The sequence below is a fragment of the Pararhodobacter sp. genome (assembly GCF_034676545.1).
Classification (GTDB): Bacteria; Pseudomonadota; Alphaproteobacteria; order Rhodobacterales; family Rhodobacteraceae; genus Pararhodobacter.
This window is the reverse complement of the sequence record NZ_JAUCBZ010000015.1, coordinates 2,769,135-2,785,794: the sequence shown is the minus strand read 5'-3', so window position 1 is coordinate 2,785,794 and position 16,660 is coordinate 2,769,135. Positions and strand designations below refer to the sequence as shown.

The following is a 16,660-nucleotide window of genomic DNA, read 5'->3' as shown; positions in this document are numbered from 1 at the left end:
ATCAGCGGAGTTTCCGTCCGCTTAGTGCATCGGTTTGATTGACCAGATATCGTTCATGTAACCCTTGATTGTGCGGTCACTGCTGAACCAGCCAGAGCGTGCGGAGTTCAAGGCCGCCATGCGGGTCCAATGATCCTGGTCGCCCCAGGCTGCATCGACTTGCCGTTGCACATTCCAATAGCTGTCGAAATCGGCGCAGACGGTGAAGTAGTCGTGGGTGCGCAAATTGTTGATCAGGGCGGCATAGGTGGTGGTGTCGCCATGCGAGAACACGCCGCTTTCAATCTGGTCAATGGCGCGTTTCAGGCGGCTGCTTTTGGCAATTGCCTCGGCCATGTGCGCCGGGTTCTTGCGGCATTCGACAACCTCGTCGGCGGTCATGCCAAACAGGAAGAAGTTCTCCGGCCCGACCAACTCGCGGATTTCCACGTTTGCCCCGTCCAGCGTGCCGATGGTCAGCGCGCCGTTCAGGCTGAATTTCATGTTGCCAGTGCCGGACGCCTCTTTGCCCGCGGTCGAGATTTGTTCAGACAGGTCGGAGGCGGGGATCAGGTGTTCGGCCATGGTCACGTTGTAATTGGCCGGATAGACCACGGTCAGCAGGTCGCGGGTTGTCTTGTCGGCGTTTATGACGCGCGCCACGTTGTTGATCAGGTGGATGATCTCCTTGGCCATGACATAGCCGGGGGCGGCCTTGCCGCCAAAGATCTTGACGCGGGGTGCCCAGTTCGCGGTCGGATTGGCGCGGATTTCCTGCCAGAGCGCGATGGTTTCCAGAATGTTCAGGTGCTGGCGCTTGTACTCATGAAAGCGTTTGACCTGCACGTCAAACATGGCGCTCGGGTTGACCTTGACGCCGGTTTCATTCGCGATCCAGGCGGCCAGATCGGCCTTGTTACGGGCCTTGACGCTGGCAAAGGCATCGCGGAAGGCGCGGTCCTCGATAGAAGGCTCCAGCTCGGACAGGCGCTCCAGATCATCCTCCCAACCTGCGCCGATCGTGTCGGTGATCAATGTCGACAGTCGAGGGTTCGCGCCTTTCAGCCAGCGGCGCGGCGTCACGCCGTTGGTCTGGTTGACGATCCGGTCGGGGTGCAACGCGTGCAGATCGGCAAACACCGTCGATTTCACCAGTTCCGTGTGCAGCGCCGAGACACCGTTGACCTTGTTGGCCATGATGAACGACAATTCGCCCATCTTGACCTCGCCCCCCTCAAGGATGGTCGATTTGCGGGTCGGGTTCTGGCGGGCGTGCAGATCGTCGATGCGCTCGATCAACTGCATGTGGCGCGGCAGGACGCGGGCCATGAGGCTCTCGGGCCAGCGTTCCAGCGCTTCGGGCAACAGCGTGTGGTTCGTGTAGCCAAGGCAGGCGCGGGCAGTGCTGACAGCCTCGTCAAAGCCCATGCCGCGCTCATCATGCAGGATGCGGACCAATTCGGGGCCGGCAATCGCCGGATGCGTGTCATTCATCTGAATCGCCACGCGGGTGGGCAGGGCGGCCAGATCGGTGCATTCAGTTGAAAACCGGCGCAGGACGTCGCGCAAGGACGCGGCGGTGAAGAAGAATTCCTGCTTGAGGCGCAACTCCTTGCCCTGTTCGGTGGTGTCGTCCGGATAGAGCACGCGGCTGATCGTGCGGGCCAGCGCCTCGGGTGCTGCGGCCCCGGCGAAATCGCCTTTGTTGAAGGCGTCGAGGTCGAAATTGCTGAGCGCTTCGGCGCTCCACAGGCGCAGGGTGTTGGCCCATTTGCCCTGCCAGCCAATCACCGGCGTGTCATAGGCTTTGGCGACAACCGCGTTGTCCGGTGTCCAGACCGCCGAGCGGCCATCCTCGGTGACCGAACCGCCAAAGCCGATGCGGAACGCGGCTTCGGGGCGGGCAAATTCCCAACCGTGGCTTTGGCGCAGCCAATCCTCGGCGGTCTCGATCTGGCGGCCATCGGGGCCAAAGCTCTGGCGAAACAGCCCGTGTTCGTAGCGGATTCCATAGCCATAGGCCGGGCAGGCGAGGGTCGACATGGAATCGAGGAAGCAGGCCGCCAATCGACCCAGACCGCCATTGCCAAGCGCGGCGTCGGGCTCATCATTCAAGACCGTGTGAAAATCATGGCCCAACCCGGTGACCGCCTCATGCGCGGCGTCGGTCAGGCCAAGGTTCATCACCGCGTCCTCCAAAAGACGCCCGATCAGGAATTCCATCGACAGATAGTAGACGCGCTTGGACTGAGCGGCATAAGTGGCACGGGTGGCGCGGAACCAGGGCTCGATCACGCGGTCACGGATCGCCATCGTCAGCGCCATGCGCATGTCATAGACACTGGCGTGGGCGAGGTCCTTGCCTTGGGTGAATTCGATATGCTTGAGGATCGACTCGCGCAACTGCGTGGCACTCATGGGCAACATGTCCTTACTGATCGCGGTTGGATTCCAGCCGCTCATGCCACTGGTGCCCTTGTCAAACGTCATTGAACGCATCGTCTTCATTCCCTGCTCCTGTCTCTCTCGCGCCTTGGCGAGTCACCTGTTGATCAGCGCCCCATGGTTCGCTTCTGACCCGTTGATCGTTCATGATCGGGGCAAAAACCGGGCAAGGATCGGCAGGTTTGTGGACAAAAGCAGGGTTATTTAGCGGGCAATGACCGATTTCGGGCGTTCTCGGCCCGAAATCACGGGTTCCTTACCGTGTGGCCTCGGTCAGGCGGCGGCTCACATAGGTCTTCACATGCTCCAGCATGGGATTCATATAAGCCTCCTCGTCGCGGAAGAAGTGATCCGACCCTTCGATCTCGGTGTGGGTGATCGTGATGCCCTTCTGCTCATGCAGCTTGGACACCAGATTGGCCACGTCCTTGGGGGGCGCGATACGGTCGGCGGTGCCGTTGATGATCAGGCCCGACGCAGGGCAGGGCGCCAGGAAGCTGAAGTCATAAAGATTGGCCGGAGGCGCCACCGACACGAACCCGGTGATGTCCGGACGGCGCATCAGCAACTGCATCCCGATCCACGCGCCAAAGCTGAACCCCGCCACCCAGCAATGACGGCTGTTCTGGTTCATGGATTGCAGATAATCCAAGGCGGCGGCGGCATCGCTGAGTTCGCCAATCCCTTGGTCATACTCGCCTTGGCTGCGACCGACACCGCGAAAATTGAACCGCAGCACCGAGAACCCCATCTGGTGGAACGCGTAATGCAGGTTATAGACCACCTTGTTGTTCATCGTTCCGCCAAACTGCGGATGCGGATGCAACACAACGGCAATCGGTGCGTCACGATTCGGTTGAGGGTGATAGCGGCCTTCGAGGCGGCCATCAGGGCCAGCAAAAATCACTTCGGGCATCCGGGGACCTTCTGCGCGTTCGGGCGGGTTCCAGTGCCGGGCTTCCATTGTTGACAAAAGAAGTCGGCATATCTAGAACGGTTCTAATTTCTGCCCCAGAACTGGGCGCAGACTCGGTATGAGCGGTCTAGCAGTTATGCAAACCCGCGCAAAACGTCAATGTTTATGCACCCCATTGTCTGTGGGGCAAGGGTCAATACCATGAAGCTCTCGACGAAAGGCCGCTATGCGATGGTTGCGATGGTCGATCTGGCCCTTTTGGTGCGCAGTTCGGGCGGAAAGCATGTTTCGCTGGCGGAAATTGCCCGCCGCCAAGATGTCTCGCAAGCGTATCTGGAACAGCTTTTTGTGAAATTGCGCCGGGCAGGGTTGGTCGAATCGGTGCGCGGGCCGGGCGGTGGCTATCGTCTGGCGCGTGATGCGGACAATATTCGCGTGTCCGAAGTGTTGGAAGCGGTCGAGGAAACCGTCAACGCCATGGCCTTGGGGGCCGGGGCGTCGGGCGGGGTGTCGGGCAGCCAGGCGCAATCCATGACCAATCGCCTGTGGGAGAGCCTGTCGGCGCAGGTCTATGTGTTCCTGCACCAGACCACGTTGGCCGACATTGCCGGAAACACGCTGAAACCGTGCCCCGCCGTGCCGGGATTGTTTCAGGTGACCATATGAGCACACGCGTCTATCTCGATTGGAACGCCAGCACCCCGCTGCGAGCCGAGGCCAAGGCCGCGATGATCGCCGCCTTGGACGTGACCGGCAATGCGAGTTCGATTCATGCCGAAGGCCGCGTCGTGCGGGGCTTGATCGAACGCGCACGGGCGCAAGTCGCCGCGGCTTTGGGGGCGGACGGGGCGGATATCGTGTTCACCTCGGGAGCAACCGAGGCGGCGGCCTTGGCCTGCGCCGGGCGCGACCTGCATTGTGCGGGCATCGAGCATGATGCCGTCGCGGCCTGGTGCCAGACGGACGTGCCAACCGCACCCTCGGGCCAAGTGACCCTGAGCGACCCGGCCCGGTCGGCGCTTCAATTGGCCAATTCCGAAACCGGTGTGGTTCAGGACCTGCCGACCGGACTGGCGGTCAGTGATCTGACCCAGGCCTTTGGCAAGCTGCCTTTCGCCTTCAACTGGCTGGGCGTCGATATGGGTTTGGTCAGCGCGCACAAGCTTGGTGGCCCCAAGGGCGTCGGGGCTGTGGCAATCCGGCAAGGCCTTGATGTGAAAGCGCAAATCAAAGGTGGCGGACAAGAGATGGGGCGCCGTGCCGGGACCGAGAACCTGCTGGGCATCGTCGGATTCGGGGCCGCCGCCGAAGCCGCCGCCCGCGATCTTGCGGATGGGGAGTGGGACAAAATCGCGCAGGTCCGAAATATTCTGGAACAGGCTCTGGAAGCGGACTGCCCAGGGGTTATCTTTCTTGGCAAGGACCAGCCTCGGCTGCCGAACACGATCTGCATGATCGCCCCGGGCTGGAAAGGCGAGACGCAGGTCATGGCCATGGATTTGGCCGGGTTCGCGGTTTCCGCGGGGTCAGCCTGTTCCTCGGGCAAGGTCTCGGTCAGCCGGGTTCTGCGGGCGATGGGGCACAGCGACATCAACGCCGGATCGGCCTTGCGCGTGTCCTTCGGCCCGGAGACGCGCACCGAGGACGTGCTACGATTTGCGGCGACCTATGCCAAGGCTTGGGCTCGGACGCGCGATAGACTTCAACAGGCAGGTTCAAACCTGCCGCGACACAAGACGGGATGACGCAAATGGCAGCTTTGGACAAATCGGTTGAGGTGCGTGACGGCGTCGATCGCGAGACGGTGGAAACCGTGCAGTCGATGGCCGGCAAATACAAGCACGGCTGGGAAACCGAGATCGAAATGGAGTTTGCCCCCAAAGGGTTGAACGAAGACATCGTGCGCTTGATTTCCGCCAAGAATGGCGAGCCCGAGTGGATGACCGAGTGGCGCTTGCAGGCGTATCGTCGCTGGCTAGAGATGGAATCCCCCGACTGGGCGATGCTGGAAATCCCTGAAATCGATTATCAGGACCAGTATTACTACGCCAAACCCAAGAGCATGATGGAAAAACCCAAGTCGCTGGATGACGTCGATCCAAAGCTGTTGGCGACTTATGCCAAACTTGGGATTCCCTTGCAGGAACAAGCAGTTCTGGCGGGTGTTGAAGGTGCGGAACTGCCGCGTAAAGTCGCCGTGGATGCCGTGTTTGACTCGGTCAGTGTTGGCACGACGTTCAAGGATGAGCTTAAAAAGGCCGGTGTGATCTTCTGTTCGATCACCGAAGCGGTGCGGGAATATCCGGACTTGGTGAGGAAATACCTTGGCACGGTTGTGCCAATGTCAGACAATTATTTCGCAACCTTGAACTGCGCGGTTTTCACCGATGGTTCCTTTGTGTACGTCCCCGAGGGGGTGCGCTGCCCGATGGAGCTGAGCACCTATTTCCGGATCAACGCCGAAAATACCGGCCAGTTCGAACGCACGCTGATCATCGCCGAAAAGGGCGCGTATGTCTCCTATCTCGAGGGATGTACGGCCCCCAAGCGCGACACGACGCAGCTTCATGCGGCCGTGGTCGAGATCGTGATTCTGGAGGATGCCGAGGTCAAATACTCGACGGTTCAGAACTGGTATCCGGGCGACGAAGAGGGCAAGGGCGGCATTTACAACTTCGTGACCAAACGTGCCGACTGCCGCGAGGACCGCGCGAAAGTGATGTGGACGCAGGTCGAAACCGGTTCGGCGATCACCTGGAAATACCCGTCCTGCATTTTGCGCGGTGATGATACCTCGGGTGAATTCTACTCGATCGCGATCACCAACAACTGGCAGCAGGCCGATACCGGCACCAAGATGATCCATCTGGGCAAGAACTCCAAGTCGCGGATCGTGTCCAAGGGGATTTCCGCGGGACACGCGCAGAATACGTATCGTGGTCTAGTTAGTATGCATCCCAAGGCCTTGAATTCGCGCAACTATACGCAATGCGACAGTCTGCTGATCGGCGATCTTTGTGGCGCGCACACCGTGCCATACATCGAGGTGCGTAACGCATCGAGCCGCGTGGAGCATGAAGCGACAACCTCGAAAGTGGACGACGACCAACTGTTTTACTGCCGCCAGCGCGGCATGGACGAAGAGGAAGCCGTGGCATTGGTGGTCAATGGATTCTGCCGCGATGTGTTGCAGGCCCTGCCGATGGAATTTGCCATGGAAGCTCAGGCGCTTGTTGCCATTTCTCTCGAAGGATCGGTCGGGTGACGTATTGGGATTTCGTCAAATCTGAAGCCCGCCTCGCGCCGATCTTCTTTGCGGTTTTTATCGTTGTCGGCGTCTTCATGGACATGGTCGTCTGGCAAGACCCTGTCCGCTGGGCCGAACGACTTGGTGTTTCGGTCATTATGACAATCATCTTTGTGTTGTGGTCCGCGCGCCGAAAAATGAAAAGTTCGCAATGAAAAATAAAGCGATATCAGAGTCCATCGACGGTACATCCATCTCGGGCAATACGGCGAATTCGGGCTGAAGGGGACGAATATATGAACTGGAAATGGCTGCTAAGCGCCGGCGAACCCAGACCTCGGTATGTGCTTTTGGTGGCGATCGGTGTGGTTCTGATGATGTCCTTGACCTATCCGATTTGGTACCCGGGGGGGCGTGGCATGGCGGCTTTTGTGGCCATTGCGGCTGTCATACTAAGCCATCTCTCTGCCAAATCAATCATGCGGAAATGAACGCGAAAACGGAATATGATCATGTTGAACATCAACAACTTGCACGTCGAACTTGAGAATGAAGATAAAGCCATCCTCAAAGGTCTGACATTGAATATCGAGGCCGGCAGCGTCCATGCGATCATGGGGCCGAACGGATCGGGCAAATCGACGCTGTCCTATGTTCTGTCGGGCAAGGATGGCTACGAAGTCATGAGCGGTTCGGCGACCTTGGACGGCGAAAACCTGTTGGACATGGCCCCCGAAGAGCGTGCCGCCGCTGGCCTGTTCCTGGCGTTCCAATATCCGGTCGAAATTCCCGGGGTGGGTAACATGACCTTTTTGCGCACCGCGGTGAACGCGCAGCGCAAAGCGCGAGGTGAGCCGGAGTTGTCGGCGGGTGAGTTTCTGAAGCAGGTCCGCGCCAAGGCCAAGGAATTGAACATTGACGCGGACATGCTGAAGCGGCCGGTCAATGTTGGCTTCTCGGGTGGTGAGAAAAAGCGCAACGAGATCCTGCAAATGGCGATGTTGGAACCGCGGATGTGCATCCTCGATGAGACGGACTCGGGCCTCGACGTGGACGCCATGAAGCTGGTTGCGGATGGCGTGAATGCGCTGCGCTCGGAAGGACGCGCCTTTCTGGTGATCACCCATTATCAGCGGTTGCTCGATCATATCAAACCGGATGTCGTTCATATTCTGGCCGACGGTCGGATCATCAAATCGGGCGGGCCTGAGCTGGCGCTGGAGGTGGAAACCAATGGCTATGCGGGCATCTTGGCTGAGGTAGAGGCATGAACACCGCGGTTGCACACAGCCCCCGTGCGGCAAGGTTTGCCGCGCGGTTGGTGGCGACAGAGGCGGCATTGGCACCTTTGCAAATGCCCACTTCGGCAGCGTGGTTGAGGCGCGCCCGCGAAGGCGCGATGGCGCGGCTGAAAGGCATGGGATTGCCGGAAAAGCGCGACGAATACTGGCGCTATACGGATCCTGCACGGCTGCTCACCTCGCCGGCACCGTCGGCAAAGGTTTTCGATGCCTCCGATGAGCCCGCCGTCTTCGGGGCGATTGATCGGCTGCAATTGGTCTTTGTTGACGGGGTTTTCGATGCCGACGCATCAGACGATTTCGCCAGCGAAGGGTTGGAAATCAGCCGTCTGGCCGAAGTCGGTCAAACCGATATCCACTGGTCGCAAGAGCTTTATGGCGTGCTTGAGTCCGAGGGCCACAACCCGGTTGCGCGCCCCTTGGCGGCGCTGAATTCGGCAATGGCGAGTGACGGGGTCTTGATCCGCGCGACGCGGCGCGTTGAACGGCCGGTTTCGTTGGTGTATTTGCGTCGCGATCCCGGCGCCGAGATGGTTTTGCACCATGTCATTCGCGTCGAGTCCGGCGCGGAAATGACATTGCTGGAAAGCGGACCGGGTGCGGCGCGATCCTCGATCGTGATGGAAGCCGAGATTGGCGACGGTGGGACGCTGCATCACGTCCGCACCATGGGCCGCGACCATGAACGTGTCGCCACGACCCATATTTTCGCGCGTTTGGGTACGGCATCGAATTTGAAATCCTTCACGCTTTCGGTCAATGGCGCGTTGGTGCGCAACGAGGCCATGATCTGGATGCACGGCGCCGATGCCTCGGCCCATATCGCCGGGGCGGCGATGGGCGACGGTGCATTTCACCATGACGATACGGTGTATGTGACCCACTCGGCCCCCAATTGCGAAAGTCGCCAAGTGTTCAAGAAAGTCCTGCACAACGGCGCAATCGGCGTGTTTCAGGGCAAGATCATGGTCGAGCGGGCCGCGCAATTGACGGATGGCTATCAGATCAGCCAGTCATTGCTGATGGATGAGCGGTGTCAGTTTCTGGCCAAACCCGAGCTGGAGATCTACGCTGACGATGTGAAATGCTCGCACGGTTCGACCTCGGGCGAGATCAACCCTGATCAGTTGTTCTATCTTCGGGCGCGCGGCGTATCGGAGGCCGAGGCCAAACACTTGCTGATCCTGTCGTTCCTCAGTCAGGCGCTGGACGAAATTGCCCGCGACGATCTGGCCGACGATATGCGGGTGCGCCTGCAAGGTTGGCTGGAACGGCATAGCGACTGAGGCGGTGTCGGTTACCTCTGACATGCTGCGCAGTTACCGCACCCCGCGCGCGGTGGTGCGCGGGCTCAATCAAGGGTCGCGTCGCGAGGCGCGAATCCTTGTGTATCTGATGCTGGCCTGCGCGCTGTTCTTTGTCGCGCAGTGGCCGGGGATTGCGCGTTCGGCGCAGTTGGACGAATCTCAACCCTTCGAGGCGCGCATGAGCGGCGCGCTGTTTGGCGTCATGTTCATCGCGCCCTTGGTGTTCTATGGCATCGCTGGCGTGCTCACGCTGCTCTTGCGCGTGTTCGTCGCCAAAGTTGACGGGTTTGACATACGCCTCGCGTTGTTCTGGGCGTTGCTGGTTGTCAGTCCTTTGTCGCTGTTGCAGGGATTGGTCACCGGGATCATTGGTCAAGGCCCGCAAGCCCTGGCGACCGGGATTGTCATTTTTGCCGTCTTCCTGATGGTGCTGGTTGCCGGTCTGCGGGTTGCCCTTGAAGCGGCGCTTGCGCGGGGCTAGAGGGGCGCAATGATACAGAACATGAGCCTTGTTGCACTGCTGCGCTTGTCGGTCGCTGACCCGATCGCCGGTGGCCGCGCGATCATCGCGCTGCGACCGAGCCTGCAACTGCGGTGGATGCTGCTGATGGCCGCGATTCTGGTGTCGGTTGTGCTGATCTATGTGCTGCCGATCCTGACCGGCGAGGCCGATAAGATGCCGTCGCCGTGGTCGTTCGCGGCGGGGCAGGCAGCGCTGAATGTGCTGGTGGTCTGCTTGGTGGCCTATGTCGGGCGTGGATTTGGCGGAACCGGATCGTTTGCCGATGCCTTGTTGCTGATGGGGTGGTTGCAAGCCGTCACCGTCATCATGTTGATCGGGCAACTTGCGGTAATCGTCGTGATCCCGATGCTCGGTTTTCCCGTGACGATGGTGTCAATCGTCGTGTCCTTGTGGATGTTGACCGGTTTCATCTGTGCCTTGCATGGGTTTCGGTCACGGATTTTGGTGCTGATGGGCGGGATCATGGTGTTTTCAATCACCACGTTCGTTCTGGCCTTTGTCTTGCTGTTTCTTGGATTTGATTTCGCAGAGGTGCCCAATGCTTGATGTCGAACGAGTCCGGGGTGATTTTCCCATTCTGTCGAGAACCGTGAACGGGCGCCCGTTGGTGTATCTCGACAGCGGTGCGTCCGCGCAAAAGCCCCAGGTGGTGATTGACGCGATGAACCGCGCCTATTCCCATGAATATTCCAATGTTCACAGGGGCTTGCACTACCTCTCGAACCTCGCGACCGATCAATACGAGGCGGTGCGCGGCAAGGTACAGCGTTTTCTGAACGCCGGGTCCGAAACCGAGATCCTGTTCACCTCGGGCACGACCGAGGCGATCAATCTGATCGCCTACGGCTGGGCCATGCCCCGGATGCAGGCCGGTGACGAGATTGTTCTGTCGGTGATGGAGCATCACGCGAATATCGTGCCATGGCATTTCCTGCGCGAGCGGCAAGGCGTGAAGCTGGTGTGGGTTGAGCTTGAACCAGACGGCAGCCTGGATCCGGCACGGGTTCTGGCGGCCATCACGCCACGCACCAAACTGGTTGCCGTGACCCATATGTCAAACGTTTTGGGCACCGTCGTTGACATCAAGACCATCGCCGCCGGCGCGCGCGCATTGGGTGTGCCGGTGCTGGCCGATGGATCGCAAGCGGCGGTGCACATGCCGGTTGATGTGCAAAATCTCGGCGTCGATTTCTACCCCATCACCGGCCACAAACTGTATGGTCCGTCGGGCTCGGGCGCGATCTATGTGAGCCATGCCCGTCAAGCCGAGATGCGGCCCTTTCTGGGCGGCGGTGACATGATCCGCGAGGTCACGCGCGACACCGTGATTTACAACGATCCGCCACACAAGTTCGAGGCGGGAACCCCGGGAATCGTTCAACAAATCGGCATGGGCGTTGCGTTGGACTACATGATGGACCTGGGCCTTGCGGCGATCGCGGCTCATGAGCGGGATCTGGCATCCTATGCGTCTGACCGCCTCAAGGGATTGAACTGGCTGACACTTCAGGGCGACGCGCCGGAAAAGGGCGGAATTTTCTCTTTTACCATGAACAACGGCGCACATGCCCATGATATCTCGACGATTCTGGACAAAAAGGGGATTGCGGTCAGAGCCGGACAACATTGCGCCGGGCCCTTGATGGATCATCTGGGCATCACCGCATCCTGCCGCGCATCCTTCGCACTGTACAACACCCGCGCCGAGGTTGACGCCTTGGTCGAGGGGTTGGAATTTTGCCATGAGTTGTTTGGGTGATACGCTGATATTCCGCGTAAATGCAGTGAGAATCGCAATTGCGCCGCCCGCGCAGAGACCCTATACACCACCTCAGGCACCCGTAGCTCAGCTGGATAGAGCGCTGCCCTCCGAAGGCAGAGGTCACACGTTCGAATCGTGTCGGGTGCACCATTTTCCGAAAATTGCCGCCTGCAGAGTGGTGTGCATGACCTACTTGCAGGCCGCCGTGGCGGTTCCTGGGCAATCGAGGTTTTTCCAACAAAACCGCTTTTCGCAATAGATTGTGCAGGCAAAGCGTGGGTATGCGCCACGATCGGTTGGATCGTGGCGCCAGATGTCATGCGCTTGGCGGGATAAAGGCGGTGGCTTCGATTTCGACCAAGGCCTCGTCTTCGATCAGGTCTTTGACGACCAGCATCGACATCGCCGGGAAATGTTTACCGAAAACATCGCGGTAGGCCCTGCCGATCTCGCGCTGATTCGCGAGATATTCGGCTTTGTCTTTGACGAACCATGTCAATCGCCCGACGTTTTCCACCGAGCCGCCTGCGGTTGTGACGATGGCGGCGATGTTCTCCAGAGTTTGTCGCATCTGGGCGGCGAAATCCTTGGCGACAAAGACTTTATCCGCGTTCCAGCCGATCTGACCACCAATGTGCAGCGTGCCGTCCGGCATCAGCATCCCGTTTGCGTAGCCAAGGGCAGGCGCCCATCCTTCGGGTTGAATCGTTCTCGGGGACATACCAAGTTCCTCTTTTTGGTTGAGTGCGCTCACAGTTCGCCGCGCAGATGCCAGAGTTCAGGGAAAAGCTCGACTGCAAGCATACGACGCAGATAGTGCACGCCCGCCGTCCCACCGGTGCCGCGTTTGAAGCCGATGATGCGCTCGACGGTCGTCACATGATTGAACCGCCAACGCCGGAAATAATCCTCGAGATCAACCAGTTTTTCGCCCAATTCATAGAGCGTCCAGTATTGATCGACATCCTCGTAAACGATTTTCCACCGCGCCTGAATTTCGGGTTCGGCCTCATGCGGGGTCCTCAGTTGCGGCGCGGGCATGTGGTCCAATGAGCCGTCAAGCTCTTGAAAAAGATAGCGAATGACCTCGTCATAGAAGCTGGGACGGTTCAATTCGTCGGATAAGAGCTTGTGTACCTCGGGGACGTGCTCATGCGGTTGCAGCATATTGGCATTGCGGTTGCCCAACACATATTCAATCATCCGGTATTGATATGACTGAAAGCCGGACGATGGACCCAACGCATCGCGAAATTGGGAATAATCCGCCGGAGTCATGGTTCTCAAAACATCCCAAGCGTTGTTGAGTTGCTCAAAAATCCGACTGACGCGCGCCAGCATCTTGAACATCTTGGGCATGTTGCCGGATTTCAACGCGTTGCGCGCCGCCGATAACTCATGAATCGCGAGTTTCATCCACAGCTCGCTCGTCTGATGCTGAACGATGAACAACATCTCATCATGTGCCGTGCTTAGCGGGTGCTGCTGCGCCAGAACGGCGTCGAGGTGCAGGTAGTCGCCGTAGGACATCGCGCCCTTGAACGACATCTTTGCACCCTCTGTGGCAGGATCATAGGGCGGCTTGCTCATTTTGAATCTCGCAATCTAAAGCGTTGAATTTTCCCGCTTTCGGTCTTGGGCAAGGTTCTGACAAAGATGATCGAGCGTGGGTATTTATACGGTGCGATCATCTTTTTCACATGATCCTGCAGCCGTTTGACCAGCGCGTCATTGGGGGTTTCACCGACCCCCAGAACCACATGTGCCTGCACGATCGCGCCACGGTCCTCGTCTGGAATGCCAATGACCGCGCATTCCGCCACTGCCTCATGCGCCAAGAGCGCCGCCTCGACCTCGGGACCGGCGATGTTGTAGCCCGCCGACAGGATCATGTCGTCATCGCGGGCGGCAAAATGGAAATACCCGTCGTCGTCGCGCCAGAAGGCGTCACCCGAGATATTCCACCCGTCTTGCACATACTCTTGTTGTCGCTCGCCAAAAAGATAACGACACCCGGTTGGCCCGCGGACCGCCAACCGACCGACCTCATTTGGCGGCATTTCCGCACCATCAGGGCCGATTACCTTGGCCTCATAGCCGCCGACGGGTTTGCCGGTACAGGCGGGTTTGTGGTCCTCAAACCGGTTCGTGATGAAGATATGCAGCATCTCCGTCGCGCCGATCCCGTCGAGCATCGGTTTGCCGGTCTTGGCTTTCCACTCATCATAGACAGGGCCGGGCAGGGTCTCGCCGGCGGATACCGCCGCCCGGAGTGAGGATAGATCGGCGCCTTCGTCCATCGCCCGCAACATCGCGCGGTAGGCCGTCGGTGCGGTGAAGCAAACCGTGGCTTTGTATTTTTCGATGATCTCGACCATGTTCGGCGGTGACGCATTCTCCAACAAAGTCGCCGCCGCCCCATAGCGTAGAGGGAAAATCGCCAACCCGCCCAGCCCAAAGGTAAACGCCAATGGCGGTGAGCCGATGAAAACATCGTCAGGGTTCACGTTCAGAACCTCTTTGGCGTAGCCGTCTGCAATGATCAGTAGATCGCGGTGAAAATGTAGCGTTGCCTTGGGGTTACCTGTCGACCCTGATGTGAATCCGATCAAGGCCACATCGTCTTGCGCCGTATCGACGGCCTTGAACTGCACGGGTTTTTCCAGGGCCAGCCTGTCGAGTTCGGCATCGTGGTTCGAAGTTCCGTCGAAGCCGACCACAGCCTTGAGAAATTTGCTGGTCTTGGCGCAAATCGCCAATTCGTCCATCAAGCGCGTGTCGCAAAGCGCCAGCGAAATTTCGGCTTTGTCTATGTATTTCGATAGTTCCGACGCGCGCAGCATCGGCATCGTGTTGACGACAACCGCACCCACCTTGGTGGCGGCAAGCCAGCAGGCCACCATTGCCGGGTTGTTGGCCGATCGGATCAAGACCCGGTTGCCGGGCTTGACGCCCAGGTTTTCGACCAGAACATGTGCCAGCCGATTGGTCCAATCCGCAAGTTCCTTGTAGGTTCGCCGCCGGCCGTTGCCGATCAAGGCCGTATGATCACCAAACCCTTTGCGCACCATTGCGTCGGTCAGTTCGACACCCGCGTTCAGAATCGCAGGATAGGCAAATCCGTCCAGCAACAAATCAGGCCAAGTTTCCGGCGCGGGTAGATTGTCGCGGGTAAAAGTGTCGATATGCGCAGACGGGTGAAGCATGATCAAATCCCCTGAAGGTTCGCCAAGGTCTGTCGGGCAATGACCACGCGCTGGACGTCCGATGCGCCCTCATAGATACGCAAGGCCCTGATTTCACGATACAATCTCTCGACAATCTCGCCGGATTTCACACCGTCTCCGCCGTGCAACTGGACGGCTTTGTCAATGACATCCTGGGCGTGGTCAGTGGCAAAAAGCTTGGCCATCGCGGCCTCGCGTGTGACGCGTGGGGCGCCGCTGTCCTTGGTCCAGGCCGCGCGGTAGACAAGCAGTGCCGAGGCATCCACATCGACCGCCATATCGGCGATATGGCCTTGCACCATTTGCAATTCCGACAAAGGCGCGCCCTGAACGCGCCGCGTTGTGACGCGGATCAATGCCTCATCAAGGGCGCGACGGGCAAAACCCAGTGCTGCCGCCGCGACTGTCGAGCGGAACACATCGAGCACCGACATCGCAATCCGGAACCCACCGCCCGGTGTGCCCAGCAGAGCCGAGGCAGGGATCCGACAATCGCTGAAACGCAGCGTCGCCAAGGGGTGAGGCGCGATGGTCTCCAGGCGCTCGACAACCTCGAAACCGGGCAATCCAGCGGGTACAATGAAGGCCGATAGGCCACGCGCGCCGGGGGCTTCTCCGGTGCGGGCGAACAGCGTATAGACGTCCGCGATCCCCCCATTCGAGATCCATGTCTTGTCGCCGTTCAGCACATAGTCATTGCCGTCCCGCGTGGCGGTAAAGGTGCCGTTGGCGACGTCCGAGCCTGATTGCGGCTCGGTCAGGGCAAAGGCCGAGATGGCCTTGCCCGACCGCGTCAAAGGCAACCATTCGGCCTGCTGATCAGGTGTTCCGAACAGAGAAATAGCCCCAGTACCAAGGCCTTGCATGGCGAAGCTAAAGTCAGACAATCCATCATGCCGGGCCAGCGTTTCGCGGATCAAGCACAGGGATCGCACATCGAGCGGTGCCGAACTGCCTGGCTCAACGGCCGAATGACGCAAAAATCCGGCGTCGCCCAGACGCGCAACAATATCGCGACAGGCCGCGTCCGTGTCCGAATGGTCAATGTCTGACAATTCGGTTGCGGCCCAGTCTTCAAGCTCGGCTGACAGCGCGCGATGGTTCTCTTCAAAGAACGGCCAATCAAGGAAGGTTTTGTCGGCCATCAGTTGCCCTCGAACACAGGTTTTTGCTTGGCGACAAAGGCATGATAGGCGCGGTGGAAATCTTGCCCCTGCATACAGATCGCCTGAGCTTGCGCCTCGGCCTCGATGGCTTGCTCAAGGCTCATGGACCATTCCTGAACCAGCATGGTCTTGGTCATCATGTTGGCGAAACCCGGCCCCTCGGCGATGCGCGTTGCGAAGTCTTGCGCCGTGGTCAACAGGTCTTCGGCGGGGACCACACGGTTGAAAAAGCCCCAGTTCAGCCCTTCCTCGGCACTCATCGAGCGGCCCAGATACAGCAATTCCGCCGCGCGGGTCTGGCCGATGATGCGCGGCAGGATGGCGCAGGCCCCCATGTCGCAACCCGCAAGCCCGACGCGGTTGAACAGAAATGCTGTCTTGGCCTCGGGCGTTGCGACCCGCAAATCCGAGGCCATGCTGATGATCGCGCCAGCCCCGGCGCAAATTCCGTCAACCGCGGCGATGATCGGTTTTCCGCAGGAAATCATCGCCTTGACAAGATCACCGGTCATGCGCGTGAAGGCCAACAGCTCTTTCATCGACATTTTGGTCAGTGGGCCAATGATGTCGTGAACATCACCGCCAGAGCTGAAATTGCCGCCGTTTGGCGCGAAAATCACCGCCTTGACCTCGTCGTCATAGGACAGGTCGCGGAACCAGTCGCGCAATTCCGCATAGCTTTCAAAGGTCAGCGGGTTTTTGCGCTCTGGTCGGTCCAGAGACACCGTCGCGATGCCGCCGTCTATCGCGCACTTGAAATGGGTTACGTCGCTTCGCATGTCAGGCG

General features: G+C 59.3%; 16 protein-coding genes and 1 tRNA gene. 10 read left to right on the top strand and 7 right to left on the bottom strand.

Going from position 1 to position 16,660, the window contains the following annotated elements:
- Positions 1-21: 21 nt before the first annotated feature.
- Together VDQ28_RS17135 and VDQ28_RS17130 are read right to left on the bottom strand one after the other, a co-directional pair.
- On the bottom strand, positions 22-2,406 hold the full coding sequence (locus VDQ28_RS17135) for a glycogen/starch/alpha-glucan phosphorylase (RefSeq protein WP_323038151.1): 2,385 nt from the start codon (positions 2,404-2,406) through the stop codon (positions 22-24).
- A gap of 274 nt (positions 2,407-2,680) precedes the next feature.
- Positions 2,681-3,340 (bottom strand): alpha/beta hydrolase, encoded by a 660-nt coding sequence (locus VDQ28_RS17130; protein ID WP_323037084.1) that lies wholly within the window; start codon positions 3,338-3,340, stop codon positions 2,681-2,683.
- Positions 3,341-3,541: 201 nt separating this feature from the next.
- Between VDQ28_RS17130 and VDQ28_RS17125 the strand changes: the two genes are divergently transcribed.
- The 10 genes from VDQ28_RS17125 to VDQ28_RS17080 all read left to right on the top strand — a co-directional run bounded on the left by VDQ28_RS17125 (position 3,542) and on the right by VDQ28_RS17080 (position 11,630).
- Complete coding sequence (locus tag VDQ28_RS17125) at positions 3,542-4,006, top strand: Rrf2 family transcriptional regulator (RefSeq protein WP_323037083.1); 465 nt, start codon at positions 3,542-3,544, stop codon at positions 4,004-4,006.
- Complete coding sequence (locus VDQ28_RS17120) at positions 4,003-5,085, top strand: cysteine desulfurase family protein (RefSeq protein ID WP_323037082.1); 1,083 nt, start codon at positions 4,003-4,005, stop codon at positions 5,083-5,085. The genes VDQ28_RS17125 and VDQ28_RS17120 overlap by 4 nt, the downstream gene beginning before the upstream one ends.
- A 5-nt stretch (positions 5,086-5,090) precedes the next feature.
- A complete protein-coding gene (sufB, locus tag VDQ28_RS17115) occupies positions 5,091-6,605 on the top strand; it encodes a Fe-S cluster assembly protein SufB (protein WP_323037081.1) in 1,515 nt (504 codons plus the stop codon).
- Complete coding sequence (locus VDQ28_RS17110) at positions 6,602-6,802, top strand: hypothetical protein (protein ID WP_323037080.1); 201 nt, start codon at positions 6,602-6,604, stop codon at positions 6,800-6,802. Before sufB ends, VDQ28_RS17110 begins: the two co-directional genes overlap by 4 nt.
- Before the next feature lie 297 nt (positions 6,803-7,099).
- Positions 7,100-7,858 (top strand): Fe-S cluster assembly ATPase SufC, encoded by a 759-nt coding sequence (gene sufC / locus VDQ28_RS17105; RefSeq protein ID WP_323037079.1) that lies wholly within the window; start codon positions 7,100-7,102, stop codon positions 7,856-7,858.
- Complete coding sequence (locus tag VDQ28_RS17100) at positions 7,855-9,174, top strand: SufB/SufD family protein (RefSeq protein WP_323037078.1); 1,320 nt, start codon at positions 7,855-7,857, stop codon at positions 9,172-9,174. Before sufC ends, VDQ28_RS17100 begins: the two co-directional genes overlap by 4 nt.
- Before the next feature lie 22 nt (positions 9,175-9,196).
- A complete protein-coding gene (locus VDQ28_RS17095; protein WP_323037077.1) occupies positions 9,197-9,676 on the top strand; it encodes a YIP1 family protein in 480 nt (159 codons plus the stop codon).
- A gap of 21 nt (positions 9,677-9,697) precedes the next feature.
- Positions 9,698-10,264 (top strand): hypothetical protein, encoded by a 567-nt coding sequence (locus VDQ28_RS17090; RefSeq protein ID WP_323037076.1) that lies wholly within the window; start codon positions 9,698-9,700, stop codon positions 10,262-10,264.
- Positions 10,257-11,477 (top strand): cysteine desulfurase, encoded by a 1,221-nt coding sequence (locus VDQ28_RS17085; RefSeq protein ID WP_323037075.1) that lies wholly within the window; start codon positions 10,257-10,259, stop codon positions 11,475-11,477. The genes VDQ28_RS17090 and VDQ28_RS17085 overlap by 8 nt, the downstream gene beginning before the upstream one ends.
- Positions 11,478-11,553: 76 nt before the next feature.
- Positions 11,554-11,630, top strand: a tRNA-Arg gene (locus VDQ28_RS17080).
- A 166-nt stretch (positions 11,631-11,796) separates the two neighbouring features.
- Here the strand turns inward: VDQ28_RS17080 and VDQ28_RS17075 are convergent.
- The 5 genes from VDQ28_RS17075 to VDQ28_RS17055 are packed head-to-tail and all read right to left on the bottom strand — an operon-like array spanning position 11,797 to position 16,652.
- Positions 11,797-12,201: a RidA family protein gene (locus VDQ28_RS17075; protein ID WP_323037074.1), complete on the bottom strand. Its 405-nt coding sequence runs from the start codon at positions 12,199-12,201 to the stop codon at positions 11,797-11,799.
- A 29-nt stretch (positions 12,202-12,230) separates the two neighbouring features.
- Complete coding sequence (gene kynA / locus VDQ28_RS17070) at positions 12,231-13,070, bottom strand: tryptophan 2,3-dioxygenase (RefSeq protein ID WP_323037073.1); 840 nt, start codon at positions 13,068-13,070, stop codon at positions 12,231-12,233.
- Positions 13,067-14,686 carry an AMP-binding protein gene (locus tag VDQ28_RS17065; RefSeq protein ID WP_323037072.1) on the bottom strand — a complete coding sequence of 540 codons (1,620 nt, stop codon included), beginning with the start codon at positions 14,684-14,686 and terminating at the stop codon, positions 13,067-13,069. Before VDQ28_RS17065 ends, kynA begins: the two co-directional genes overlap by 4 nt.
- A gap of 2 nt (positions 14,687-14,688) precedes the next feature.
- A complete protein-coding gene (locus VDQ28_RS17060; RefSeq protein WP_323037071.1) occupies positions 14,689-15,852 on the bottom strand; it encodes an acyl-CoA dehydrogenase family protein in 1,164 nt (387 codons plus the stop codon).
- Positions 15,852-16,652 (bottom strand): enoyl-CoA hydratase family protein, encoded by an 801-nt coding sequence (locus VDQ28_RS17055; RefSeq protein ID WP_323037070.1) that lies wholly within the window; start codon positions 16,650-16,652, stop codon positions 15,852-15,854. Before VDQ28_RS17055 ends, VDQ28_RS17060 begins: the two co-directional genes overlap by 1 nt.
- Positions 16,653-16,660 lie beyond the last annotated feature (8 nt).